At 41.1% G+C, this 26021-nt stretch carries 28 protein-coding genes; 6 read left to right on the top strand and 22 right to left on the bottom strand.

The window, feature by feature from the left end:
* Positions 1-301 precede the first annotated feature (301 nt).
* Positions 302-1198, bottom strand: coding sequence for an AraC family transcriptional regulator (locus LKD48_RS03755; RefSeq protein ID WP_308731230.1), 897 nt, complete (start codon positions 1196-1198; stop codon positions 302-304).
* A gap of 183 nt (positions 1199-1381) precedes the next feature.
* On the opposite strand from LKD48_RS03755, the gene LKD48_RS03750 reads away from it, so the two are divergent.
* Positions 1382-3091 carry an alpha-glucosidase gene (locus LKD48_RS03750; protein ID WP_308731229.1) on the top strand — a complete coding sequence of 570 codons (1710 nt, stop codon included), beginning with the start codon at positions 1382-1384 and terminating at the stop codon, positions 3089-3091.
* 262 nt (positions 3092-3353) lie between these two features.
* Here LKD48_RS03750 and LKD48_RS03745 read toward each other — a convergent pair whose 3' ends face one another.
* The 15 genes from LKD48_RS03745 to LKD48_RS03675 form a co-directional block, all read right to left on the bottom strand.
* Positions 3354-4280: a ketopantoate reductase family protein gene (locus tag LKD48_RS03745; protein ID WP_227100119.1), complete on the bottom strand. Its 927-nt coding sequence runs from the start codon at positions 4278-4280 to the stop codon at positions 3354-3356.
* A 192-nt stretch (positions 4281-4472) separates the two neighbouring features.
* Positions 4473-4619, bottom strand: coding sequence for a hypothetical protein (locus tag LKD48_RS03740; RefSeq protein WP_308731228.1), 147 nt, complete (start codon positions 4617-4619; stop codon positions 4473-4475).
* Positions 4620-5049: 430 nt separating this feature from the next.
* On the bottom strand, positions 5050-5451 hold the full coding sequence (tnpA, locus tag LKD48_RS03735; protein WP_308731227.1) for an IS200/IS605 family transposase: 402 nt from the start codon (positions 5449-5451) through the stop codon (positions 5050-5052).
* Between the two features lie 340 nt (positions 5452-5791).
* Positions 5792-6265: a GNAT family N-acetyltransferase gene (locus tag LKD48_RS03730; protein ID WP_055237693.1), complete on the bottom strand. Its 474-nt coding sequence runs from the start codon at positions 6263-6265 to the stop codon at positions 5792-5794.
* A 58-nt stretch (positions 6266-6323) separates the two neighbouring features.
* Positions 6324-6509 carry a cysteine-rich KTR domain-containing protein gene (locus LKD48_RS03725; RefSeq protein ID WP_055237695.1) on the bottom strand — a complete coding sequence of 62 codons (186 nt, stop codon included), beginning with the start codon at positions 6507-6509 and terminating at the stop codon, positions 6324-6326.
* Positions 6510-6524: 15 nt separating this feature from the next.
* The gene (locus LKD48_RS03720; protein WP_055237697.1) at positions 6525-7046 is read right to left on the bottom strand and encodes a hypothetical protein; all 522 of its coding nucleotides are present in this window, start codon (positions 7044-7046) and stop codon (positions 6525-6527) included.
* A gap of 18 nt (positions 7047-7064) precedes the next feature.
* A complete protein-coding gene (locus LKD48_RS03715) occupies positions 7065-7940 on the bottom strand; it encodes a helix-turn-helix transcriptional regulator (protein WP_055237698.1) in 876 nt (291 codons plus the stop codon).
* A gap of 195 nt (positions 7941-8135) precedes the next feature.
* A complete protein-coding gene (locus LKD48_RS03710; protein ID WP_055237700.1) occupies positions 8136-8852 on the bottom strand; it encodes a flavodoxin family protein in 717 nt (238 codons plus the stop codon).
* A gap of 3 nt (positions 8853-8855) precedes the next feature.
* Complete coding sequence (locus tag LKD48_RS03705) at positions 8856-9428, bottom strand: TetR/AcrR family transcriptional regulator (RefSeq protein WP_055237701.1); 573 nt, start codon at positions 9426-9428, stop codon at positions 8856-8858.
* Between the two features lie 202 nt (positions 9429-9630).
* A complete protein-coding gene (locus tag LKD48_RS03700) occupies positions 9631-10008 on the bottom strand; it encodes a TnpV protein (RefSeq protein ID WP_055237704.1) in 378 nt (125 codons plus the stop codon).
* A 9-nt stretch (positions 10009-10017) separates the two neighbouring features.
* Positions 10018-11187, bottom strand: coding sequence for a plasmid recombination protein (locus tag LKD48_RS03695; protein WP_237986839.1), 1170 nt, complete (start codon positions 11185-11187; stop codon positions 10018-10020).
* Positions 11188-11454: 267 nt separating this feature from the next.
* Complete coding sequence (locus tag LKD48_RS03690; protein WP_308731226.1) at positions 11455-12597, bottom strand: AAA family ATPase; 1143 nt, start codon at positions 12595-12597, stop codon at positions 11455-11457.
* Complete coding sequence (locus LKD48_RS03685; protein ID WP_122011788.1) at positions 12587-12922, bottom strand: plasmid mobilization protein; 336 nt, start codon at positions 12920-12922, stop codon at positions 12587-12589. Before LKD48_RS03685 ends, LKD48_RS03690 begins: the two co-directional genes overlap by 11 nt.
* Entirely contained in the window at positions 12912-14003 is a 1092-nt protein-coding gene (locus LKD48_RS03680) for a site-specific integrase (RefSeq protein WP_122011789.1), read from the bottom strand. The genes LKD48_RS03685 and LKD48_RS03680 overlap by 11 nt, the downstream gene beginning before the upstream one ends.
* Entirely contained in the window at positions 14003-14191 is a 189-nt protein-coding gene (locus LKD48_RS03675; protein ID WP_006861347.1) for a hypothetical protein, read from the bottom strand. Before LKD48_RS03675 ends, LKD48_RS03680 begins: the two co-directional genes overlap by 1 nt.
* 308 nt (positions 14192-14499) lie before the next feature.
* Between LKD48_RS03675 and LKD48_RS03670 the strand changes: the two genes are divergently transcribed.
* Positions 14500-15027 carry a helix-turn-helix domain-containing protein gene (locus LKD48_RS03670; RefSeq protein WP_117755041.1) on the top strand — a complete coding sequence of 176 codons (528 nt, stop codon included), beginning with the start codon at positions 14500-14502 and terminating at the stop codon, positions 15025-15027.
* A gap of 19 nt (positions 15028-15046) precedes the next feature.
* Positions 15047-15244, top strand: coding sequence for a hypothetical protein (locus LKD48_RS03665; protein ID WP_087243507.1), 198 nt, complete (start codon positions 15047-15049; stop codon positions 15242-15244).
* A 229-nt stretch (positions 15245-15473) separates the two neighbouring features.
* On the opposite strand, the gene guaA (LKD48_RS03660) is transcribed toward LKD48_RS03665, so the two are convergent.
* Positions 15474-16430 (bottom strand): glutamine-hydrolyzing GMP synthase, encoded by a 957-nt coding sequence (guaA, locus tag LKD48_RS03660; protein ID WP_334303535.1) that lies wholly within the window; start codon positions 16428-16430, stop codon positions 15474-15476.
* Positions 16431-16701: 271 nt separating this feature from the next.
* Here guaA (LKD48_RS03660) and LKD48_RS03655 point away from each other — a divergent pair, with 271 nt between their 5' ends.
* Complete coding sequence (locus tag LKD48_RS03655) at positions 16702-17676, top strand: diguanylate cyclase domain-containing protein (protein ID WP_308731224.1); 975 nt, start codon at positions 16702-16704, stop codon at positions 17674-17676.
* Positions 17677-17737: 61 nt separating this feature from the next.
* Here the strand turns inward: LKD48_RS03655 and LKD48_RS03650 are convergent, their stop codons facing one another.
* From LKD48_RS03650 to LKD48_RS03630, 5 genes are all read right to left on the bottom strand, one after another.
* A complete protein-coding gene (locus LKD48_RS03650; RefSeq protein ID WP_308731223.1) occupies positions 17738-18940 on the bottom strand; it encodes a class I SAM-dependent rRNA methyltransferase in 1203 nt (400 codons plus the stop codon).
* Between the two features lie 112 nt (positions 18941-19052).
* Entirely contained in the window at positions 19053-20594 is a 1542-nt protein-coding gene (gene guaA, locus LKD48_RS03645) for a glutamine-hydrolyzing GMP synthase (protein ID WP_308731222.1), read from the bottom strand.
* A gap of 200 nt (positions 20595-20794) precedes the next feature.
* Positions 20795-23356 (bottom strand): hypothetical protein, encoded by a 2562-nt coding sequence (locus LKD48_RS03640; protein WP_308731221.1) that lies wholly within the window; start codon positions 23354-23356, stop codon positions 20795-20797.
* A gap of 106 nt (positions 23357-23462) precedes the next feature.
* Positions 23463-23987 carry a hypothetical protein gene (locus tag LKD48_RS03635; protein WP_227101405.1) on the bottom strand — a complete coding sequence of 175 codons (525 nt, stop codon included), beginning with the start codon at positions 23985-23987 and terminating at the stop codon, positions 23463-23465.
* Positions 23988-24056: 69 nt separating this feature from the next.
* Complete coding sequence (locus LKD48_RS03630; protein ID WP_262537868.1) at positions 24057-24836, bottom strand: YwmB family TATA-box binding protein; 780 nt, start codon at positions 24834-24836, stop codon at positions 24057-24059.
* Positions 24837-24994: 158 nt separating this feature from the next.
* On the opposite strand from LKD48_RS03630, the gene LKD48_RS03625 reads away from it, so the two are divergent.
* Together LKD48_RS03625 and rpiB are read left to right on the top strand one after the other, a co-directional pair.
* A complete protein-coding gene (locus LKD48_RS03625; RefSeq protein ID WP_227101415.1) occupies positions 24995-25501 on the top strand; it encodes a ribonuclease FAU-1 family protein in 507 nt (168 codons plus the stop codon).
* A 55-nt stretch (positions 25502-25556) separates the two neighbouring features.
* The gene (gene rpiB, locus LKD48_RS03620) at positions 25557-26003 is read left to right on the top strand and encodes a ribose 5-phosphate isomerase B (RefSeq protein ID WP_066557137.1); all 447 of its coding nucleotides are present in this window, start codon (positions 25557-25559) and stop codon (positions 26001-26003) included.
* Positions 26004-26021 lie beyond the last annotated feature (18 nt).

Below are 26021 nucleotides of genomic sequence, written 5' to 3'. Positions count from 1 at the left end.
GGTCGTAGGACTGCTTGTTCGCGAGTTTTGTTGCTCCGGAACAGATGTGTCTGCCAAAGTCCTTGCGATGTACGCAGGCACTAGAACTCCGTCAATGGAACCCCAGTGGCTTGCCGCTGGGTTAAGTCAGCATCCAAATCATTCGAAAGGGATTGTGCGTTTCCAATATGCAGTCACTTATACTGCAACCATTTTTCATTGCTGCGCTATTTTACCACATTTTTTTTGTTCATGTAAGTGTTTTTTTCTATTTTTCTTTGATTTGAGATATTTTCCATGTTTTGCACACTTTTTATTGGAATCATTTCAGTTCTTTTATAAAACTGCGCGGTGTCATTCCATATTTATTTTTAAATGCCCGATGAAAATAAGACAAATTGTGAAAGCCTACCGACAAGGAGACTTCCAAAATAGATGTATTGCCCTGCTCAAATAGCTCCACTGCCTTTTCAAGCCTGACATTGTTTACATATTCCACGCAAGTCATGTTCATATGCTTTTTAAAAAAGCGCATAAAATGATATTCACTGAAACAGCAGATTTTTGCAAGTTCCTCTACGGAGATTGTCTTTGCATAATGAATTTCAATATAATCCAACACGTTTTTTAGCTTATCAGATGGCGTACCCTCCTCTGGCAGCATATTTTTTACCTGCTTTGCGCTGTATTGAAGCAGCAGAAAAATCACCTGCAAAAATAATCCCTTTAATGCAAGCTCATATCCTAGCACCTCTTCATGATAAAGTGATGCAATCTGATAAAAAATTTTTCGAATTAATACATAGGCAGGATGCTTTGGCGTAATCAGGCATGGCAATATTAATTCATGATTCATAATAGGAACAAAATAGCGTGTTGAACATATATCCGTTGAATTTCCGCCAAGAAAATTCATATGAAATACATATGTTTCAGAAACCATCTCTTCATTTTGCGGCTGCGCTAATGAAACACTATGAAGAAGAAGCGGCAAAACAAATAAAATATCTCCTTTTTTCACTTCATAATCTACCAGATCAATCTGATAAAGACCCTCTCCCTCTGTAATAAGCGTCAGCTCTGCCTCTTCATGCCAGTGCGTTGTGACTACCGGATGGACTAAGTCCAGTTTTGTGATGTATTTTTGCATCGGAAATAAGGTCTCCCCATGCTTTGCACTCTCTTTTTGCTCTGGTGACGGTACATACAGCTTTTTCAAAGTGTCTCCTTTCCTTTTTCTGCTGTGTTATCCTAAAGCGCTCAAATACAGCAGGATTGTGTTATATGATGAAAAAATATTGCAAGAAAAATTGATTTTTGTTTTCTATAATAGCAATATAATACAATTTATCTTTTTTATCAAGCAAATTTAAATTTTTGACAGAATGGAGGCTTAATTTAAATGAATACAATAAAAAACTTACATCCAACAAATAAAAAATGGTGGCACGACAAGGTTGCCTACCAAATCTATCCAAAGAGCTTTCTTGATACAAACGGTGACGGTATAGGTGACTTGCGTGGTATTATCTCAAAGCTTGACTACTTAAAGGAGCTTGGTATTGACATCATTTGGCTCTCTCCGATCTACAAATCACCTTTTGTTGATCAGGGCTATGATATATCAGACTACTATGCGATTGCTGAAGAATTTGGCACCATGGAAGAATTTGATGAACTTCTTGCTGAGTCAAAAAAACGCGGTATCTCAATCATTATGGATCTTGTTATCAATCACTGTTCTGACAAGCACGAGTGGTTTAAAAAGGCACTCGCAGACCCAGACGGTGAGTATGCTGACTATTTCTTCTTCCGTGAAGGCAAAAACGGCAATCCGCCAAGCAATTATCGCTCATATTTTGGCGGCAGCTGCTGGGAACCAGTTCCAAACAGCAACAAATATTATTTACATATGTTTGCAAAAGAGCAGCCTGATTTAAATTGGGAAAATCCTACGCTCTTACAAAAACTTTATGATATGATCAACTGGTGGCTTGAAAAAGGCTTAGGCGGTTTTCGTATTGATGCCATTATCAATATTAAAAAAGATCCTTCATTCCCTGACTATGAGCCTGACGGTGACGACGGACTTGTAAGCTGCTGGGAAATGGTCGAGCACGTAAATGGTGTCGGTGACTATCTGGAGGAGTTAAAAAAGCATACATTTGAAAAATATGATGCCTTCACTGTTGGTGAGGTTTTCAATATGAAGGGCGATGAGCTTCGCGAATTTATAGGCGAAGATGGTCATTTTTCTTCTATATTTGATTTCAGTGCCGCATGCTTAAGTGACGGCAAGCACGGCTGGTATGATTCACCTTCAATTGAATTTAAAAAATGGCGCGAAACTATTATCGACTCTCAGCTTAGAAATCAGAACTATGGTTTTGAATCTAATATTATCGAAAACCATGATGAGCCGCGCGGTGTATCACGCTTTTTGCCTGAATATGCCCACACGCCATCAGGTGCTAAAATGCTTGGAACAATAAATGTGCTGCTTCGCGGACTACCATTTTTATATCAGGGTCAGGAGATCGGCATGCAGAATGCCAAATGGAACAGCATTGATGAGTTTGATGATATCAGCACAAAGGATCAGTACCATGTTGCAAAAGAGGCAGGACTAAGCGATGAGGCTGCACTTGAGGCCTGCAGCAAAATGAGCCGCGACAATGCCAGAACACCTATGCAGTGGACAGACGGCGAAAATGCTGGATTTACAACTGGTACTCCATGGCTGAAAGTAAACAGTAATTATACCGATATCAATGTAAAGAATCAGGAAGCTGATGCACATTCTGTATTAAACTATTATCGCAAGCTTATTGCTCTTCGTAAGTCAGATGAATATAAGAGTCTCTTCACCTACGGCGAATTTGTGCCTGTTTACAATGATACAGAAAGTATCATGGCTTTCTATCGAAAGGATGAGGCAAAGTGTGTTCTTATTGCTGCAAACTTTGGAAAAGAGCCTGCTTCTGTGACACTCAAATCCCAGGCAGCACGCATTCTGTTATCCACAAGACCAGACGGCAGCGTACAGATTGATACTACATCTGCACCGAAACTGACACTTGACAGCTGTGAGGCAGTTGTGATTGAATTTTAGAAAATCTGAAGGTGCCTTTGTTAATCCACCATTCTTCTGTGACTATGGCAGCCATATCGAGGTCGGTAAAAATTTCTTTGCAAATTATAACTAATCCATGTAAAGTGATCCGCAGCATTACAGAAGACGACAAGCGACTTCTGTTTCACAATGAAGAAATCGATGATGAAGCCTGGGCTGATATCACATCAAGAATGAGTTTCTAATTATTTTTTGCATAATCACAAAGGACAGGGATATGTTTTCCCTGTCCTTTGTTGTTTTATTTTTGATATTTATATGATTCTTCAATTGCGTGAATCAGATCTACAATTAGCCTATTATATGGCGCTGCTACATTATAGAGCTTTGCCTGCTCTACAATTGCACCGTTAATTGCATCAATCTCTGTTTTCCTGCAGTTCATGACATCCTGTGACATGGACGAGTATCCTTTTCCTGCATCCTCGCATACATGATGCACCATATTTAACACTTCCATATAAGAAAAATGTGTACCATCTGCTTCTGCAACATCAACTGCCTCACAGATCATTTTTTCAGCAAAATCCCACGCATAATGGTTATCGATCATAGAACGAATCGGAGAACGTGTGATTGCAGTGAAAGTATTGATAGACAGGTTTACAAAAAGCTTGCTCCATATGATACGCTGAATATCATCAGAAATTTCTACTGCAAATCCACTTTCCTCAAGCAGATTTGAAATAATCTGCAGATTGCTGTTTTCTTTTAGATTGCTGCCTATAGTTGTTGCACCTGTTCCGCTGTGACGCACATGACCGTTTCCATTGTTAACAGAATTATGTTTGCTTGTTCCAATAATAATATTTTTCTTAACAACATACTGTTCAATCTTGCGATCATTTCCTGCTCCATTTTGCAGTGTCATTACAAGCGTATGTTCCCCAAACAACTTGCGATTTGTTTTCAGCGCATCTTCCGTATATGTAGACTTGACAAATACAATTACAAGATCTGCATCTTCCTTGTACTCACCAGATAAGCAGGCACGAACTGATGAGAAATGCTGCTCTGTTCCATCCTCTTCTGACACTGTAATTCCATTCTTATTAATTGCGTCTACCTGTGGCTGGTAGCTATCAAGCATAATGACCTCATTGTGTCGGCTTAAATAAGCACCATAGAGGCATCCCATAGCTCCCGCACCAATAATTACAATCTTCATATTTCATTACCTCCCATTTTTAACTGTATGTTATATTTTCAAAAACACCCTCACGGGCTGCTGCACAGAGAAATTTGTTTGGTTTTCCATTTCCTCTGCGCAGTTTTTACATTTGTGAGTGTGTGCCACTGGGGACATGAATTGAGCCAGCGGCCCCCGATAAAAGGCCAGCGGACCTGTCCCCCTGGTTACTCAAATTGCGATAAGGGCAATTGCCGCAGCTGCTATAAACACAATGCTTTGCACAATTTTCCTTTTATTTTTTTCAATTTCTTTCTCAAGTGCTTCTGGTGATAACTGCTCTATCTCCTTCTGCTGTTTTACTTTTCTGCCTGCCATCTGATCACCTTTTCTTATGTTTCTGACATGATATCATGGTATCACATTGAACACGTATTTTCAAGGATTTAAAAGCAAAAACGAAAAGAAAACCACGGGGTCAGGAACGCCGGCCCTTTTATTCAGCTACCACCCCCGATACAGGTACAGAAAAGGGGTGATCAATCGTGAACGATATCACATTATCCTTTATTCTCTCTGTTTTGGCAAGTGTAGTTGCCTACTACATCTGCAAATGGTTGGACGAAGATGAGTAACAGGCGGTAGCCAGCCTCAGGAATAAACCACCTGTTCCAAAACGGTATAGAAAACCCCCAGTGCTGCAACACTGGGGGTTTTTGCTTTGGCGATCAATCATGAACGCACATTATCCTTTGCCTATGGCTAATATATCATATTTCAAAGGCAATATCAAGTGCAAGTCTTTTCCTCACTCTTTTTTTGTTTGCCTTTTGGTATATTTTCGTTTCGGTTTTTCAATACCCTGGTCTTGGATATATTTTTCTATCGTTTCAATGTCTGCTCCTCCTGTAGTCGTAATAAAGTAACTGTCTGACCAGAAAATATTATTCCACAACTTATCCTTGATTTCATCCCAGAAATTTGCTCGGATTTCTTTTGAAAGCTGTGTCTTAAGACTGCACACGACAACAGATGGCGCTGCTGTTGCAGGAAGTTCAAACAGGATGTGGATATGATCCGGTTCTCCGTTTAGTTTTATGAGCCTGCCCTGATAACACTGCCCGATCAGATGGGCTGCATACTGTCTCATGTGTTCAATAAAATGAGAGTTCAACAATATAAATAAAGACGACAAAAAGCCCTTAGCCATGAGTTTTTACCCACAGCTAAGGGCTTTTTAGATAAATATGGATTTATTTGTTGCACCTGTCAATCATTCTCTAACCCTAAAACCACTGGATTCTTAGAGCATTTCAATTTATTCAAACTCGACAAATCCTAATCAATTTTGTTTAGAGATTATTCTCTGTCGTATTCGTGGCGCTTTTGATTATTTGATATATCCATATTATCCTGCCTATATGGGCTAATGTTATCAATTTGTTATCGGGGTTGATAACACTCGCTCTGTAACTGCGGATAATAGCAATATGTTTCATGTTATATTATAAGCGATTTTGCTTAGAAAATCAATAGTTCAAACCGCCAATTTACTGTAATTCACAAACCATTATATATTCTTCTTCCGTTTCGCTTACCACCTTAAAACCTATCTTTTGGTACATATTAACTGCATAGTTTTCTTTCTGGACAGATAAAGATGTCTGTTTATATCCCTTTTCTTTTAAAAGGTGCAATATAGCTTTCATAAGTGCTGTACCAATGCCTAAATGTCTATATTCGCCATAAAGTGATATGGCAAGCGACGGTGTTTCATCGTCAATATGCCCGTAATCATTCATAATACGCCCCCACACCGCACCTACAATTTTTCCTTTTACTTCCGCAACTAAGCACCAATCATCTTCTTTTCCAAAATCGGCAATATATACTTGCAACTCCGACTGTTCAATGATAGCCTTTGGCGGCTTTTCCATACTCTCTGGAATAAAAATTGCTTCATACAGAAAATCTGATAATATTGGATACTCTTCTTCCTTAATCTCTCGAATTATATAATTCATATTCTATCAATTCCTTATATTCATAAATTCAACAAATTAGATTTTGTCGCTTTGCTATTCAGCTATGTATTTTTGCTCCAAATCCTTTAATAACCGTTACCTGCAAATCCTTTGCGTTAATCAAACTTTCCTGCTTGCATTTCGGGCAGTAGAGCGGGAAATTTTTCAGTTCCGTATCTGCCCGTAGCTGCAATCTCGTTTTGTTTCCGCAGACAGGGCAGAGTATCCATTTACTATCTTCCATAGAAATCCTCCTGCGTTACTTTGCTCTGCCTCGTTGCTCCAATTCCGCACCGTAGCGAACAACCATTGCAAGTAAAATCAAGCAAATGCCGATACCAATGCCACCGCCGTTATCCATCCGTTCTGATATAAATGCAAACTTTTCCATCGCAGAGGAAAATGCTGCTGATAAAACATCTACAACAATAAAGAGTATTCCGAGCTTCGTTATGCTTTTTGCTCCTGTTTCAGTAAAAGGTGTTCCCTCGCTCAGTTCCAACTTAAAATATCTACAAACACAAATAGCTTCAATCGCTCCGAAAACCAAAACCACGCTTTCACAGAGCAGGGCTATTCCTATTTCACGATTGTCAATCGTTCTGTCAGCTTCTATAAGTAACCTTTGCAGAAGCTCGCCAAATGGAAGTTTATCTGCCATCAAACTTACGCTGCCAACCACTAATGTAAAAGCAATCGCCACAAAACTGAATCCCATTACAATCTTCGTTAGTGTTTGAAAGACCTTCATTGTCTTTTGGATTTTTTCAAGATTATTCATTTTTACACTCCTTCGTCTTTAATCGTTGCAAATAACAAGCTCACTTTTAATGCCGTTCAGTTCTATGACATTTTCCGCATCGGGCGTGTCAAAGCGTTCCGTCTGTCTGCCGTCCTTTTCATAGGAAATGCTCGTTCCAATCCCCTTCGTAACAGCAGTAAATACTTCACCCTCTGGAATATGGATTTTGGAAGTTGCCGACACCTGATTGATTGCAAGGTATCCCTTTAAGGAATTGCAAACCACACTCATATCCAGATTGCAGTTAATTTCTACTGTGCCGCCGACATCGTTTAGAATGATATTCGGCGTCTTTACATCAAGCTCAATACTGTCGCAATCTAAAGAGCGGATTTCTACGGTTTCCGCATTGACAGCACCCTCAATTTTTCCCACATAGGGTATAGGAATTTGAACGAAAATACTGACAGTTTCTTTTGCCGTTGCTTCAGATATACCGTTTTTACGGATTACATCTACATCAATCCGTTTTCGGATGTCGTCAATTTTAACCTTAAAATCGTTCTGGAGCGTAGAGAGGGTATTAGATACCAGACGGACACGGATTTTCTCTCCCTCATAACCAGACAATACAAATTGCTTTGCTCCACCGAATTTCATATCATAGCGTTTCGGCTCGTCAATATCGTATTCCGTAACGCTTTCAAAAAGATACTCGTTTGATTTTTTCATTCCTCTTTCATTGGAAAGTAGCTCGTCAATGGAAATGTCAAACAGGGCAGAGATAGCCATCATATTTTCAATGTCGGGAATGCCTGTTTCAGTTTCCCATTTTGTAACCGCCTGTCTTGACACGCCTAACTTCTCCGCAAGCTGTTCCTGCGAAAGTCCTGCCTTCTTGCGGATAGATTTTAGTTTTTCTGCAAATGTCATTCTCGTGACCTCCTTATGTTGATACGCCAAGTATAGAAAACCGTGCTTTGCATTACAAGCAAGCAGAGATGACATTCGGAATTTTCCTGCTACTTTGCGTTGCATTTACTGATTTTGAGCAAAATATTTGATATATCACTCACTGATTTATCATTTTCACATCTGCCAGTAACCGAGATTTCGTTTTGCCCCACATTATTTCCACGGTCTGCCGCTGTCAAGCCAACCTTGCTCCGCCCAATACTTTCCGTCAAGGTATTCAGGGTCTGATTGATGTATGGATTGCTGCATCATACGGCAGACGAGAAACTTGAATTTCGTAATCAAATTTGTGTGTGCGGGCTTTGTATAATCTATATGAGCAAACTTTCGGGATAGCTTTTGAATCTTTCCCGTAAGCTCGGCTTGTTTCTTTTGGGAAAGCTTTTCCCAAACAATATCGCTCATCAAAGCACCAGTAAATATCCCGATTTTAGAAATTCCCCACCAAGATAAACTATGCTTCATATCTTTCGCCGCAGATTTTGTTCCACTGCCTAAGCATTGCGTTATAATTACCGCACGCTTTCCAAACATTTCAGGAGCAGGACGGTGCGGTATCCAGCGGTAAGCGAAATGGTCAAGAAATGCTTTCATTGCTCCCGTAGCGTGAAACACATAGGCAGGGGATGTCATTACAATCAAGTCTGCTTCCAAAAGTGATTTGTCAATTTTCCCAATATATTCTGCGTCCTTGCAAGTGCTTTCACCCTTTAATGTACAACTCAAGCAACCAGTACAGAAGCTCGGACAGTCCTTCGGAAGATAGTATTCTGTAATATTCGCTTTATCCTTAAACTCTGCTAAAAACATCTCTTTCAAACGGTAGGTAACACCGTGTTTTTCTGTTCCGTTTATCACTGTTATATTCACTCTTTATACCTCCAAAATATCATGTAAAACTTGTGTATGAAAATTCTTGCGGTTTTCTCTCTTTCTAAGGTCAATCCCCAATGTTTGCGATATGATTTCGTATCGCAGAAACATTTGCTGCATAACGGTAATCAAATACAGCGTTTTTCGCCTTATCGCCGCTTCGTCAAGGTCAGGACGGCAGGCTGCAACAAGCGGAAGATATGCCGCATAAGTTCTGTAAGTGTTGTCATTTTCTTTCGGTGACTGCATATCGGTAAGAACAGAAATTTTGGAAATGGCATAATGTTCAAACAGAAAATCAAGCGTCATATTGCCGAGATACTCCAACTTCTCAAAAGGAGTAAAACCGTCTGTTTTCTCTCGTATATTCTGAAAATGCTCGACTGTTCCGTTTATCATACGCTCAATACATTGCTCGATGAGTTTATCCTTGTTTCCAAAATGATAATTTACAAGTCCTAATCCAACACCTGCTCTTTTGCATATCTCACGGACTGTAACTTCTTCTAAATGCTCCCCTTTTTCCTCAATGAGTTTAATCGTTGCCTGTATGATTGCTTCTTTATTATCCACACTATACCTCCTATTGAACGACGTTCAATTATATTATACTGAACGCCGTTCAAAAAATCAAGAGATTGCGACAAACAAGTGGAGATATAACGATTTTCGGTGTCAAAACGCCTTGTTTAAGCAGATAAGAGAGTAAAAAAATAGCGGGTAAGGAGTTTATCCCTACCCACCACAATTTTACGGTTATATGCGTTATAATTCTTTAATTGTAGATGATTTCCTTATTGACAAGCTCCATCGCACACGCTCGAATGTTATTCATTCGCCTCGTCCACTCTAAGCCATTTGCCGCTTTAAACTGTTCAGTCACGCCCTCACGCTCCGCCATCTGTTCTACCAACCGAAAAAACATTTCCTCTGCCTGCTCGTCAATATCAGCAAGATAGCTGTTCAGCTTGCCGCTTGTGAGCAGATTAGTGTAGATTGCTCTTTTATGCTCTCGCAGATAGCGTTTGTGCCTCTGCCCCCATACGCCGATAGGCTTATTTTCTTTTTCGGCTGGTAGAGTAAGGCAGGGGATAAAATAATCCCCTTGCCGTACATAAGTGCCGCCCATTTCTTCAAAAATTGTCTTTGCCATTGTCTGTTCCTACCTTTCGTATTGATTATTTCTAAAGCGTGTGCCACGCTGTTTAGACTGTCTTGCCTGTTCTAACAGGCTGTCAATCTGTCTGCTGCCGAATACCTTTCTCAGCAGCTTGTAGTCCTTAATTTCTTCCCTCAATCTGTTATTGTCGGAAGTCAACTGCCTATTTTGACTTTTAAGCCGTTCATTGCTACGGTACAGACTGGCGTTTGTCTGATTGAGCCTTTGGTAATCGTCAATCGCTTGAAAGCACCGCACCATAAGCGTTTTAATGAGGGATTTCAACCGCTTAATTAACGGCTCGGCAACCTTGCTCTTATAACTTTTTGCAGTCATAAAGCCTTGTGGTTCGGATAACTGATATTCGGGGGCATTCTCCAGTGCGCTCTGCATTTGTGAGAGTGCAGTTGTACCCTTATCAAAGTTCTCAATACGCTTGGAAAGAGTTTCAAATTCTGTTTGCTTATCTGTGATTTTATTTTCCAATCGCTCGATTTCCTCTGTCCGTTGTTGCTTTTTATAATCCAAAACAGAGAGATGTTTTTCGTGCGTTCCTTTACGTTCCCACTTAATTCCGTATCGTTCCATAACGGCGGCAAGCTGTTTTTTTTCGGACTGTACCCACTGATTCCACTCTGTTTCGCTGCGGGAGCCGCCCTTAAATCCCTGCGCCGCTAACGCTTGTTTGAGTGATACTCTCGTATCCAATCCCCGCTTGCTGCCAGTAGTGAACGGAACAAAATCAATATGCAGGTGCGGCGTTGCCTCGTCCATATGCAGATGCGCTGAGAACACTCTAAGCTGTGAATTTCTCTCTTGAAAGCCACGATAATACTCATCTAAGACCTGCCTTGCAAGCTGTCCGTTCTCACTTTCAGCACTCATATTTTCCTTATCGCCTATCTGCAAAATCAGTTCGTGGAACGGCTTTTCCTGTTTGGAGCTTCGGATTTTTTCATAGTAGTTTTCTATCTTTCGGTCTGCTCTTGTCTGCTTGGCGTTGTACCTTCCCAGTGCTTCATCAAACAATTCGTGATAGACCTTTTTAATATTCTCGTTGCAGTAATCTATATTGAGATGGGAACGGTCAGCGTTCACATTTTCTGCTTTGAATTTACGGCTGTTATGATTGACCGAGCCTTTCCCGACCATTGCGCTTATCGTTCTTTGCATAAATCGTTTCCTCTCCTTTCTGCGCCGTTAGGCGCAAGCCTTTGTTACTTTCTGCGAAAGTAACGCAAAAGCACTTTTGTCAGCTCCGCCAACAAAAATGCAACCTGCAAGCAGGTTTTGCGCTCTCCGAGAGGCAAAGAGCCGCCTTTGAAAAGGCGCTCTCTGCACTCTCCGCCAAACTTTAATCGGTGTCAATGTGTGACGATGGTGACAATGTTTGAGATACCAGTGCCACTCCCAAAACATTGTCACCTTTGACACCGTTTGTCACGCCGCTCCATCGGTTTCTTTCCAAAGCGAAACCTTTCTGCCATCGTGCGTGCGGCTGTTCTGATAGCGGATACCATAATCACGGAACAGCCTGCTTGCGTTAATACTAAGCCTAAGTGAAAGCACATTCGGTTTTATATCCACACCAAGCCTTTCACAAAGTTCAGAAGCTGTTCCTTCCCATCTACTACTTTCCGAAAAAAGAGTAACTGCAATTTTTTCGAGCAACGGCTCAGACGGCTCTTTCCACAACTCCGTTTCTGATTTTTCAAAGTTCCACACCAAACGCTCGGTATCTCTCACAAGATGAATTTTCATATCCTGCTGATCCCTGCCCGCCACATCGAGCGTAGCATTATTGGAAGTTCTCTTTTCCTTACTGAGAACAAAAGCTCCGTCCGCCGCACCCATCAGTCCATTCGTTCCCGAAATCATATCGAAAATATCTTCCGCTTTCTGTTTTCGGGTATGATGAACGATAAGCATTGTAACTTTATAACTGTCCGCCAACGCTTTGAGCCTCGCCACAATGTCATAGTCGCTTGCGTAACTGTAATCTGCCCCGCCAGCTTCACGGACACGTTTTAAGGTGTCTATGATTATTAAACCTGTATCGGGGTGTTCCTGCATAAATCCTCTGATTTGTTCTTCCAAACCGCCATTGACCGTTTTACTCTCCGTTGCAAAATATAAATCGCCTGCTTCTTCCGCACCGAACATCTGAAACAATCGTTTCTGCAAGCGTGGGTAATCATCTTCAAGAGCAAAGTAAAGCACCGTTGCTTTTCGCACCTTATAATCCCACAGCGGCGTTCCTGTGCTGATATGGTAAGCAAGCTGCGCCATCATAAAACTTTTCCCTACCTTAGGGGAGCCTACAAAAAGGTAAGTTCCCCTTTGGAGCAGACCGTCAATCAGCGGCGTCTGTATATCAAATACGGTATCATACAAAGCCGCCATTGATACCGTTTTGAGATACGAGGGGGATAACTGCCGCAGCATTTCCCTCTGCATTTCTTCAAAACTCTTGATATTTTCATCGCAGTCGGCTATACTATGTTCAGTACATTTAGGAAACGGCTGCTCCGTATCTGTTGCCGCAGATACATTTGGAGTAGTCATTTCTTTTTTATTCTCCATTCCCATCTTCTCCTTTCAGACCGCCGAGGATAACTGTTATCAGTTCAATCACATTCAACAGCTCGTCATTGATTTTTTCGCCCGCTTCAATCCTTTGCAATTCTGTAAGAACGGCGGCAAGTTCCTTGTGAAGTGCCTTAAATACTCTCGGATTGCCCTGCACCACCACATCCTGATTCAGACAGCGGCGGTAACAGTATTCCTGTTTCGGCAAGCCCGATAAGGCAACCGCCTTGTTAATGAGTACGTTTTCTTCGGGCGATACCCGAAACCCTACCGTGATATTCCTCCAACGGTTTTTGTTATCTCTGTTTTTAGCCGACATTTTCAAAATCTCCTTTCCCCAAATCATCTAATCTATCTGCCATTTCCGTCTGTTTGGACGGAAACAGGTGTGCATACTGATAAGTGATGTCAATGCTTTCGTGTCCTACACGGTCAGCAATCGCTACCGCCGAAAATCCCATATCAATCAGCAAACTTATATGGCTGTGCCGCAAATCGTGAATTCTTATACGCTTTACGCCTGCGGCTTTCGCCCCTCTGTCCATCTCGTGATGAAGATAGCTTTTTGTTACCGTAAAGATACGGTCTTTCTTTTTCAAACCATAGAGCATACCGAGATATTCCTGCATTTCCTCACAGAGAAAATGCGGCATTTTAATTGTGCGATTGCTTTTCTTTGTTTTCGGTGTGGTAATCACATCTTCGCCGTGTAAACGCTGATAGGATTTGTTAATCGTGACCGTTTCCTTATCAAAATTGAAATCAGCGGCGGTTAAGGCTAATAATTCGCCCTCACGAATGCCGCACCAGTAGAGCATTTCAAAGGCATAAAAGGAAACAGGTTTGTCCATCATTTCATAGGAAAATTTCTTGTATTCTTCCTTTGTCCAAAACAGCATTTCCTTGTGTTCCTCACTTCCCATATTTCCCACCTTTGCGGCAGGATTGGAACGCAATTCATAATAGCGTACAGCGTGATTGAAGATAGCCGACAACTGATTGTGCAGCGTTTTCAGATAGGTTTGTGAATACGGTTTTTTCTTCTCGTCACGGTAGGCAAGCATTTCATTCTGCCAAGTGATAATCTCCTTTGTGGAAATCTCGCTTATTTTCAACTTGCCGAAATAGGGCAGTATCTTCGTGCGAATGATATGCTCCTTTGTCAGCCAAGTGTTTTCTTTCAGGCGGTTTTTTACATCGTTGATATACAGTTCCGTAAAGGCTTCAAAGCTCATATCAAGGTCAGACGAATTTTGTAGCTGAAACATTCGCTCCCATTCCTGCGCTTCTTTCTTTGTGGCGAAACCCCGCTTACATTTCTGCTTGCGTTCGCCTTTCCAGTTCATATATCTCGCCATCACATACCAAGTGCCGTTGTCCTCATTTTTGAATACTGGCATTATTTACTCTCCTTTCCTGCTCCGTAGAGCCTTTCATAAAAATACTGGCGGTTTACACGACCCGCAATCGTAATAAAGCCCTGTTCTTTCAACTCTTCGTTCAGTTTTCTGATGAGCTTATAGGCATAGGGCTTTGATACGCTTAGTTCCTGTGCCACATCATCGGCACGAATAAATTTGTTTTCCATATCGTCAGTCCTTTCATAAGATTTTTAAGTTGCCGTTCTCCCCGAATATCGTTCCTGCCCCCATTTCAGCGGCGTTATCTCGCTCTCTCTTGAATAAATCAAAAGGTCGTGGCGGAGTATCCTACTCAGACGGTCATTTGGTTTATATTAAGCATATCCGATTAGTATTTTCTATTATACTAAGCATATATGCTTGTGTCAAGAGGTTTTCGAGAAAATATTAAACTTTTTTGTTTCGTTTCCTCTTGACAATCCCTAAACATATCTGCTATACTGATTGCAGTACATAAGCAAGGAGTGTAGACACTATGGCTATTGGCGAAAGAATACATTTTTTTAGGCTTTTGCGTGGTATGACGCAAAAATATCTTGGTACGGCTGTCGGCTTTCCTGAACGGAGCGCAGATGTGCGTCTGGCACAGTACGAAACTGGCTCCCGTAAACCAAAAGCAGACTTAACGGCTGCATTGGCGCAGGTGCTTGAGGTTTCCCCGCAGGCTCTTGATGTTCCCGATATTGACAGCTACATCGGTCTTATGCACACCTTATTTACCCTTGAAGATATTTATGGTCTTACCGTCAGCGAAGCAGACGGAGAAGTCTGCCTGAAAGTCAACAAGGACAAAGGTAAGGACGCTGCCGAGCTTTCAAAAATGCTCTGCGCTTGGAAAGAACAGGCGGACAAGCTATCTTCCGAGGAAATCAGCAGGGAAGAATACGACAACTGGCGTTATTACTATCCGAAGTTCGATACCACACAAATCTGGGCGAAAGTTCCCTCAAAGGAGCTTAGTGACGCATTAGTCGAAGCATTCAAAGACAAACTCACTGACTAATAAACAGGAGGATATAATAATGATTTCAAGGCATGACGAAGAAATAATTAGTGAAATTGCTGATTTCAACACACTAACTTTAGTAACCACTGCATATACCCTATACGAAAATCTATCCACCAAAAAGCCAATATCAAAGCGTCAATTTTATCAAAAATTTGGAGATAATCTTCAAAGTTTCAAGAAAATATTTGCTGAAGATACTGACGAAAAATAATCCTTGAACGCCAAAAAAGCCCTTAGCTATGAGTTACTACCCACAGCTAAGGGCTTTATAATATGGATTTATTTTGTCATACAAAACCAACTCTAAATCATTCTGTAACCCGTAAACCACTGGATTGCAAGAATAATGGCTCTTATATGACTGTTATCAAATTGTTATCAAAAGACCTCTCGAAATGCCGTAAACTCGCATAAACACTGGGCTTTTACGACTTCTCAATTTATTCAAACTCGACTGTTCCTGTAGGCTTTGGTGTAAAATCATACAGAACACGATTGATTCCTGCAACTTCATGTGTGATACGATCTGTAATATGAACCATCACTTCATGTGGAATCTCAGCAGCTGTTGCTGTCATAACGTCAGTTGAACATACTGCACGTACAATACAGCACCACTCGAAAGCACGCTTTCCGTTTTTAATTCCTGTTGATCTAAATTCTGGAACAACGGTGAAATACTGCCAGATCTTTCCTGCAAGTCCGTTCTTGTCAAACTCCTCACGAAGAATTGCATCAGACTCGCGCACTGCTTCAAGACGATCACGTGTAATAGCTCCTGGACAACGAACACCAAGTCCCGGTCCTGGGAATGGCTGACGATAAACCATATCATGAGGCAGACCAAGTTCGTCACCAACAACACGAACCTCATCTTTGAAAAGGATTCTGACTGGCTCTACAAGCTCAAAATCCATATCTTCCGGAAGTCCGCCTGCATTGTGGTGTGCCTTAATGCCTTCTTCTGACTCAAGAATATCCGGCCAAATTGTACCCTGTGCTAAGAATTCAATTCCGTCAAGCTTTCTTGCCTCTTCAGCAAATACTTCAATAAATTCTCCGCCAATAATTTTTCTCTTCTTCTCAGGATCATCAACTCCTGCTAATTTATCAAGGAAACGATCTGTTGCATCAACATAAACCAGATTTGCATTCATCTGATTACGGAACACTTCAATTACCTGCTCTGGCTCACCCTTGCGAAGCAGACCATGATTAACATGAACACATACAAGCTGCTGACCAATTGCTTTAATTAAAAGTGCTGCAACAACAGATGAATCAACTCCACCAGAAAGTGCAAGAAGAACCTTCTTATCTCCCACCTGCTCTTTAATCAGCGCAACCTGCTCCTCAATAAAAGCCTTGGCAAGCTTTGGCGTTGTAATTCTCTCCATGTCAGCTGGACGTCTTATTTTATTAACATTCATATTAAACTCCTCCTTATTCTTTTCCTTAATTTTGGACTTACTGATTTTTCCGATGCCATTTAACTATTTCATTATACCTAATACAAAAATATTTGACAACCTTTATTTAAGAAAAACAAATTTTCATGTAAGCATGAAATTTGTCCAAATCTAGCAAGACGCGTGAACCGTAACTAAAACTCTTGACACCATCAATTTTCGTGCTATCATTGGATTTTTTACTTCTATCGTATTGATTATGTCATGTCTTACCTGGGTATGGTTATCATCGAAAGAAAATAAAAACAAATTTCAAGCTCTGGCACACATGGATTCTCTTACCAATATTTACAATCGTTATGGATTTGATGAATTAGCGGAAAAAATGATTGCAAAAAATCCGAAGTCACATTTTGTAGTCGCACTCCTTGACATAGATGACTTTAAATTTATCAATGATATCTATGGACATGCCTACGGCGACAAAGCTTTAAAAAATCTTGCTGATAGTATGAAAAACTTTTTTCCATCTAATGCATTACTAGGAAGAAACGGTGGTGATGAGTTCTGTATTTTTCTGCCTAATTGCACATATGACGATGCAGAAGAACAGTTGGAGCAATTCACAAAAATTCCAAGGGTATTTTCATGCAATGGAAATGAATATCAATTTTATATTTCGCTCGGATATGCTGAATATCCAACCTTTGCTTCAAACCGTTCTCAGCTCATGCGCTGTGCAGATGCTGCTCTTTATGAGATAAAACTTCATGGAAAAAATGGATGCATGGCTTACAGAAATGGTCTTCAGTTAGGTGCTCGCAAACAACTTGGATTTGCCCTCAAGGATATCTCCGAACATCTTCCGGGCGCTTTTATTATATACAGGGCTGACAAAACTGATGACGAGCTATTTTATGCAAACCACGAGTTTCTTCGCATGACAGGCTATAAAAATATGGATGAACTATTTAGGCTTGCCAAAAAAAGCTTTCGCAACCTGATTAGGGAAGATGAACAGCAAAAGATAGAATCAAGCATTTGGGAACAAATTGACAGCGGCAACGAAAATGATTATATTCACTTTCATCTTCGAAAAGCTGACGGCTCTTATCTTTCTGTACTTGATCATGGAAGAATCGTAAATAGTCAGCAATACGGTCGAGTATTCTATGTATTATTTACTGACTGGGAAGACATGCATATTCATTACGGTGATAAATTTTCAGAATAAATAAGACGATGGCGAGCCATCGGGGACAGGTAAAATACCGTCGCCTGTCCCCGGTGGCTCATTATTTTTCCTCCACAACCTGGAAAATAAAGAACTTTAGATAATAGCTTTCATCAGCTGCCCACAGAATCGGATGGTCTGGAGCCTGTGTGCGAAATTCCACCTGACGAAGTCTTTTATGGGTTGCTTTTGCTGCTTCTTTTACGGTTTTTGCTAGCAGCTCCTGTGTCATGAAATGAGAGCAGGAACAAGTAGCCAAATAGCCACCGTCTTTTACAAGCTTAAGTCCCTTCATGTTGATTTCACGATATCCTTTGATTGCATTCTTAGTAGCTTCTCTTGATTTTGTGAAAGCAGGCGGATCAAGAATAACTACGTCATATTTTTCGCCTGCTGCAGCAAGTTTTGGTAATTCATCTAACACATTCGCGCAGCGAAAGTGAACTGTATCCTGAAGTCCGTTTAAGCGTGCATTGGCTTCTGCCTGAGAAACTGCGTATTCAGAAATATCAAGTCCAGTAACATCACTTGCACCGGCAATACCTGCATTCAACGCAAATGTTCCCATGTGGGTAAAACAATCCAATACCTTTTTACCTTTGCATATACGCTGCATAGCAAGACGATTATATTTCTGATCAAGGAAAAATCCTGTTTTCTGACCATTTGCCACATCTACAAGATAATGCACACCATTTTCAATAATTTCCACAGTAGTGTCAAATTCATCCCCGATAAAGCCTTTTACCTTTGGCAGTCCCTCTTTTGTGCGCTCGTTTGCATCGCTGCGCTCATAGACTCCGCGGATTAAGATGCCATCTTTTAGAAGAAGTTCCTTTAAAATTTCCACAATTTCTTCTTTAAAAGCTTCCATGCCAAGAGCCAGACATTCCACTACCAGAACATCTTCATATTTATCAATGACAAGTCCCGGAAGAAAATCTGCTTCACCAAAAATAATTCGGCAAGATGAAGTATCTACCGTTGTCTTACGGTAATCCCATGCATTTTTCACGCGCATTGTTAAAAAATCATGATCAATTACCTGATCTGCTTTGCGAGTCATCATACGTATGCGAATTTTAGAATTTTGATTGATAAAACCATTTCCCATAGGATATCCGTCGAAATCATGTACTGTCACAATATCTCCGTTTGTAAATCTTCCCATAATAGTTTCTATTTCATTATCAAAGATCCAGGCACCGCCAGATTTGATCGTTCGGCCTTCGCCTTTTTTAAGTGTTACAATAGTATTATACATAAAGTCCCCTTTCTGAACTTAATTCAAACTGACTTAAAATAACCCGTTGGAAAACATCATGTTCTCCAACGGGTATACTTAACGCTCTAATAATAGGTAGAGAGCTTTTTTGTTACTCAAATTCTATTGTTGCCGGCGGCTTTCCTGTGCAGTCGTACATTACGCGGTTTACACCCTTTACCTCATTAACGATACGGTTTGTTACCTTTCCAAGTACTTCCCACGGAAGCTGCGCTGCGTCAGCAGTCATGAAATCTGAAGTATTTACAGCGCGAAGCGCAATTGCGTAATCGTAGGTACGGAAATCACCCATAACACCAACACTTCTCATGTTGGTGAGCGCTGCAAAATACTGACCAAGACCCTTATCCAAACCTGCCTTTGCAATCTCCTCACGGTAGATATAATCAGCCTCCTGAACGATCTTTACCTTCTCCTCTGTTACCTCTCCGATAATACGAATTCCAAGACCTGGGCCCGGGAATGGCTGACGATATACAAGATAGTCCGGAATGCCTAGCTCTAATCCTACCTTACGAACCTCATCCTTAAACAGCATACGAAGCGGCTCTACGATCTCCTTGAAATCAACTACGTCTGGAAGTCCTCCTACGTTGTGGTGAGACTTAATAACAGCTGACTTTCCAAGACCAGACTCGATAACATCCGGGTAGATGGTTCCCTGTACCAGATAGTCGACAGCACCGATCTTTCTTGCCTCTTCCTCGAATACGCGGATGAACTCCTCACCGATAATCATTCTCTTTGCCTCTGGCTCTGTAACGCCCTTTAACTTCTCATAATAACGCTGCTGTGCATTGACACGAATAAAGTTTAACTCATATGAGCCGTTTGGTCCAAATACAGCCTCAACCTCATCACCCTCATTTTTACGAAGCAGGCCATGATCTACAAATACACAAGTCAGCTGTTTGCCAATTGCCTTAGAAAGAAGTACAGCTGCAACAGAAGAATCTACTCCGCCAGATAATGCACAAAGAACCTTGCCATTACCGATACGCTCACGAAGCTGTGCGATTGTTGTCTCTACAAAGGATGACATTTTCCAATCTCCGTGACATCCACAAACCTTGTATACGAAGTTTGAGAGCATCTTCATACCCTCTGCTGTATGCATAACTTCCGGATGGAACTGTGTTGCATAAAGCTTTCTCTCTGGGCAGGACATTGCGGCTACCGGGCATACAGGTGTATGCGCAGTCACACGAAAACCTTGCGGTGCCTTTGCAATGTAATCAGTGTGGCTCATCCAGCAAACAGTTGTCTTTGATACGCCTTCAAATAAAGTGTCCTCTGTGTCAACCTCCACCTCTGTATGTCCATACTCACTTGTCGGTGCTGTCTCTACAGTTCCTCCAAGACTCCATGCCATTAACTGTGAACCATAGCAAATACCAAGAATCGGAATACCCAATTCAAAAATGGCTTTGTCATAATGTGGTGACTTTTCATCATAAACGCTGTTTGGACCACCAGTAAAGATGATTCCCTTAGGATTTATTTTTTTGATCTCTTCCAGGCTCATCGTGTAAGGCTTTACCTCACAGTATACGTTGCACTCGCGCACGCGGCGTGCAATCAGCTGATTATACTGACCACCAAAGTCTAATACAATAACCGACTCCTTCTCCATTGCAATTCCTCCTGCTTTTGTTATCGTCTGCTCTCATCCTCGATGCACTATGCTTTCTGGCGGGCAAACATTGCTTCATACTTTTTCTTTTTTATTATACAGAGTGTGACTGTTTTGTGCAATGCAAAATTTTTATAACAGTAGAGCGCAATCAGCCACTTTTTTAGGAAAAAATTCCTACAAAACATAACTTACTTTCCTTATTTTATCCATGCAAAGAATGCACAGTCATATGCCTCAAAATATTCTTGTGCATCAGCAATTGCCATCGTAGTAGTCTCTGATGTAACGGGATCATACACACTTACATTTTTTGTGTCATAGCCTGTAAGCAATAGCGCACTGCTGTCTCCAGTAACTGCAAGCACCAGATGATTTTCGTTGATATAATATAAAATCTGTGTTACACTGCTGCCTCTTAGATTTTCTGCACGGCCGCTTACACTTTTTGACGTATCTTTTGTGTTTTCAGCCTCTATTGCCTGAGTCATAATATCCTCAACAGCCGTCTTCTCATTCAAAAGTGCTTCTACTAAAGATGCATTTCCGCCTTCAGCCGAAATAAGAATCTCTAAGCATGCCCTTAAGCCATCTTCTGCGTTTTTTGCCTGCTGTTCTTCAAATGTCAGATTTTTACTCAGCGCTCTAGTTCCTCTTGTCCAAACATAGCTTGCCCTATCATCTACCACTACTCCCATCTGATCATACGCGGTGTCAATAGCATCTGCAAGCACACTGTCAATCTGCTGTAAGCGTCCCTTGGCATATACATAGTAAAGATGCCCCTGATCACCATCATCTAAGTTCAACTGATATGAGGCAGCTGCATCGCGAATCTTGCAAAGTGTTCCATTTGTCTGCACCTTTTCTGTATCGAAAGGAAGACTAATAGACCACACCTTCTGGAAATCATCTGCAATTTTGCTCTTTGTTAAGCTTGTAACCTTTTTATCGCTTCGATTATTGAAAAACATCTGATCATCAGCCGCTTCTTCATAGCTTCCAGACGCATTGTTCTTCGTAAGACGATAAATGTTTAGCTGATTCTCCAAAATTTGTGTTCCTTCTATATAATATCCATCCATCTGATATGCACCAGACTGTGTCATGTCTTCATCAAATGAAAGTATTGCCAGTTCATACATAGGCTTATGCACTACCTGTCCGGCCTGTGTCAGCACATCACTCTTTCTTCCCGTGCCATACACCAGATCATTGCCCAAAAAGCCCTGAATCTGAACAAACTCACCTTCTCCTGCATCTATACGATACGTTTCTCCAGTGCTTAGATCGGCAATTCTAATCACGCCTGCATATCCCTCATCGCCCTCCTCCCAGGCAATAAGGCTGCTTGATTTATTGGAGTAAAAGCTTCCTGCACTTGATGCCTTAGCAAGCTGTGCCTTCTCTCCACTGCTTAAATCGATAGAATACACAGTACTCTGATACAAAAGGTACATCAAATCAGACTCATTATTGACATAGGCAAGCGTTCCCATATTTTTCATAAGGATCTCTTCCGAGAATGTAACTGGAATATAGAAGATTTCATCAATACAGGCTGTCTCACATTTATAATGAAGGAAGCTGACGCCAACCTGTCCCTCATGATTTCCTCTGCTGTGATAACCATATGCCATAAAATAAATATCGCCACTGTTTTCAACACGAATTGGCTGCAGCTTATACCCATCTAAAAATGATTTATCCTCAGCTCCATCCTGATATGTGTATATAAGACTTAATGAATTATCTTTTTCATTTGATGTAAACAGCTGTCCGTCATACACGTATGCCTGAATATTTTCATCATCTGATGCCATCTTGGATACTTCCTCATCTGTAATGCCAAGCTGCAGTGCCCCCTTTGCATACACTGGTGCTGCTACCGAAAACTGCTCTTTTACATGGCGTTCAAAATCAAGAAGATAAAGCACATCACTTCTAAAACGCACAACATAATTTTCATTCACCATACATGTTTTGCTGTCTGTGCCGTTACTTATTGTTACAGGATATGTCAATGTAATACTTGCCTGACTGTCACTTAACTCCGTAAGCGTTGTCTCTACTGTTCCAGCCTCAACTAAAAGACCATTCCACGTGATCATACCACTTCTTGAATGCTGATTCACGTAGCTGAAATCATCTGTTCCCATCGTCTCATCTGGCTGTATGTAATTGACGACAAAATCACTGTTTTTGTCAATTGATGCCTGCCAGAAATCATGTGCAAAACCAACGAGGCTTTCTGTATGTTCATCTGTCAGATAAATAATTCTGCTATAATAATAGACAGGTTTTTCCTTCTGACTGACACATAAAACAAACTGATATTCATTGCCATCATCTACCAGATTAGAAAGCTGCAGCTGTGTATTCATAGTGCTGCCATCCGTTTCCCATCCGCTTATCACACCATCCTCTACAAGACGTGTGCCATCAAGACCTCTGACTTCATATGAAACCTGACCGACATTCTCCGCCTGATCGATCTGAATGGACAGTTTATGTTCCTTCGACAGGGGCGTAATACAGCCCCTCATCGTGGAAACATCCATCTTTTGTGTATAACCACGAAGAATATTGCTGTTATCTGTAAGATACTTAAGCCTTACAGCGGCAAGTGTGCCTGACTGCATCGTTTCGTAGCTGTCTGTCTGCTGTGTTTTCTGTGTATACTGCTGATATACTACAAAGCTGCCAAATGCAGCTGCAAAAATAAAAATCAGCAGCAGAATCCTTCGAATTAGCTTTTTCAAATCAAAACCATACCTTTCTTTTTCCCTATTAACAGGGTATTGTTATGGCTTTATTTTACTTGCAATCTAGTAAAATCACAAGTCTTTTTTTGTACTGCCGTTAACATCAATATCGTCCTCTGCATCGTCTGCACCTTCGCCTTGCAATCTCCTGATATAAAAGTACACTTACTATATCTTCCAGCCAGCTTTGCTGTCTTGGCGGCCTAGGCGGCGGTGGTCCCTGAGGAGGACCAAATGGTGGCGGCGGTGGACCAAATGGTGGCGGTGGTGGTGGCATAAATGCATCGTGTCCGCTTGCCTCAAATAGATCCTCTATCGGTATTTCTCTAAACTCCTCATTTTTTCTAAGACGCTCACAGATTTGACGTCCTGTTCGATTAAGATTTATTTTATCTGGATATTCATCATAAATAAAGCTTCCTGCATAATCAAGCTCATCACAAGTATGTTCAATTTCCTGCTGTATCTTTTTTATTTTTTCCGGATAGAGGCTTTTCCAGTACTGCGTTTGAATCTCATCTGCTGCCTCCTCAAGCCTTTGGGCGATCAATGCATCCTGTGGGGTCTGCGGCCGAAAGCGTGATGACTGATGATACAGCCCGTACTGGCTGTGACTGCTCCATATCATAGCAAAATCCTTTCAGACGGATTTACTTTTATTTTATGCCGCATTAAATTCAAGTGTTCCACGCCTTAACTAATCATCCCACTGTACCGTTGGAAAACCGAGAATACATATTGTTTTCTCGCCATTTACACGGTACAGCAGATTGATATTTGATCTTTCGTTTTGAAACCGTATCACTTCTCCTAATTTTTCCCCATATCCATAGTATAGCTGCAGATTGTCCTGTCCTTTTGCACTTACAAGCGATGCGCCTGCTTTATTTATCATTTTTTTAGCACATTCATCTATCTGTTCTTTTGTCATTAACTGCGGCCAGCTTCCTATAAGCTCTAAACATAGTTTTGATTGGCTCTGGCTGTATTTTTCCAGTCGTTCTTTTTTCTCATATATCCTTTGCATTTCTTCTGACCAGTCTCCCGCAAACCGCCAGCTGATCAGCCCTTCGCACATATTGTCATTTTTTATTGCCGTCTGATTTTCATTTGTATCTTCGTCATTATTTTTTCTTAAGTATTGCAGGCTCCAGGAAAAATCTTCATTTGCACCTTCAAGCTCCCATATACATCCATACGTTTCCTTCTTTTTTATAATCCCATATCCACTGTAAATTTGACAGACGGCCGCCGCACCCTCAAGGTATTCTGTAATCTCTTCTTCTGACGTTAATGCAGGACCAGTACCATAAAGGCGAATCTGTGCCGTCACATCATCTGTAAATTCGTCATTAAAACAAGATGCCATCTCAAAGCTGTCTAGCGCCATTTCCTGTCTTTTATTCAGTCCAAACGCTTCCACCGCAATCACTGCGCACCACACTGCACAGCAAAGCCCTGTCAATATACGGTACATATTGCCTCCTTTCTGCTCCTATTGGAAAGTATTTCCTATTAAAAAAACTTTATACACATTAATCTTTTGCAAAATTTGCGTGTTGCCATTCTATGTCATCTTTGCTATACTAAGAAAAAAGTGCCTATTTTAGCCACTTTTTGATTAGGAGGGATTCTATGTCTAAGCCAACGCTCTACCGAAACCGTCTGATACCACTTGAATCAATACTGTTAACTAATGATGAAATCCTATATCACGATGATAAAAAAATCATTACATTCTGGAAGACGCTTCATCCAAAGTCTGATCTTGCATACGGCTATTCATGTTACTTTTTAGACCGTGGTTTTAAGATCAGCCGATTTTATTCGCACAGTCACGATTTCATGTATTGGTATTGTGACATCATTGAGACAAACTACGAAAAGGACAGCGACACTTATGTCTTTACTGATCTGTTGGCAGATGTGATAGTCAAGCCAGACGGAAACACTCGCGTAGTGGATCTTGATGAGCTGGCAGATGCCTTTGAGCGCGGACTTCTCTCTTCACAGCGTATGAGCTGCGCACTCAGACAACTCGATGATCTGCTTCAGGCAATTTACAGAGACCGTTTTGAATCACTGACAGAGCCACTTATGAATCAGATTGCTGAGTATGAATCATTGCAGCAAAAAGCGTAACAAAACATGCCCTTGGGGGTAAAATTTAACACAAAGATCAAAGGAGAATCATATTATGATAGCACTTGGATGCGACCACGGCGGTTACGAATTAAAGCAGGAGATTATCAAATACCTAGAGGAAAATAATCTGCCATTTAAGGATTTTGGCTGCTACGACAACAGCTCAGTGGATTATCCTATTTATGCACGCAAAGTAACAGATGCCATTACACACGGTGAATGTGACAAGGGTATCTTAATCTGCGGAACAGGCATCGGTATTTCCATCGCAGCAAATAAGGTTCCTGGCATCCGCGCTGCACTGTGTACTGACTGCTTCTGCGCTGAAGCCACAAGACTTCACAATGATGCCAATATCCTTTGTATGGGCGGACGCGTTGTTGGTCCTGGACTTGCTGTAAAGATTACTGACACATTCTTAAATACACCATTTTCTAACGATGAGCGCCACATAAGACGCATCAATCTGATTGAAAACAGAGATCCATCTGAAAATTAATCATAAAAAAGCCGCTTA

The organism is Anthropogastromicrobium aceti, assembly GCF_020687335.1.
GTDB lineage: Bacteria > Bacillota > Clostridia > Lachnospirales > Lachnospiraceae > Anthropogastromicrobium > Anthropogastromicrobium aceti.
This window is presented reverse-complemented; position numbering and strand designations above follow the sequence as displayed.